Raw genomic sequence first — 736 nt, 5'->3', positions numbered from 1 at the left:
CATCTTCTGGCTTCTTGGCGCCACGTTCATCAAGGTCTTTACCTTGAAGACCGTTCTTAGTACCTAGAAGGTGACGAAGCATGTATTCATGACCCTTACCTGACGAACCTAATAGGTTTGAACGCCAGATAAACATATTATGAGGATGGTTTTGAACATCATCCGGATCTTCACAAGCAAACTTCAAAGAACCGTTCTTCAATTGATCAACCGTGTATTCTTGAGGAGTTTTACCTGCCTTCTCAGCATCTTTAGTCAACTGCAATGGGTTAATTGCTAATTGAGGTGCTGATGGCAACCAACCCATACGCTCTGCACGCGTATTGTAGTCAATGATAGAAGCTTGCCACTTAGACTTATCAGCCAAAGGTGACACAACCTCTTCCATTTCCAATTTCTCATAACGCCATTGGTTTGCGTGATTGTAGAAGAAAGAGGTACCGTTCATTTGACGTGGTGGACGCTGCCAATCCAAACCAAATGCTAGCGGTAGCCAACCACACTGAGGACGCAACTTCTCTTGTCCAACATAGTGAGCCCAACCGCCACCAGATTGACCGATACAACCACACATCATCAACATGTTGATAACGCCACGGTAGTTCATGTCCATGTTGTACCAGTGGTTCATCGCCGCACCGATAATGATCATGCTGCGACCAGTCGTCTTGTTTGCATTGTCTGCAAACTCTCGTGCGATCTTGATGATCTGCTCACGCGGCGTACCGGTGATTTT

Annotated in this window: 1 protein-coding gene; it reads right to left on the bottom strand. The window is 45.9% G+C overall.

Features of this window, described 5'->3' with window-relative positions; all coding sequences use genetic code 11:
* The coding region (locus tag A3729_RS03290; RefSeq protein ID WP_156497614.1) for a molybdopterin-dependent oxidoreductase at window positions 1-736 on the bottom strand (736 nt) is incomplete at both ends.

The organism is Oleiphilus sp. HI0043 (assembly GCF_001634935.1).
This window is presented reverse-complemented; position numbering and strand designations above follow the sequence as displayed.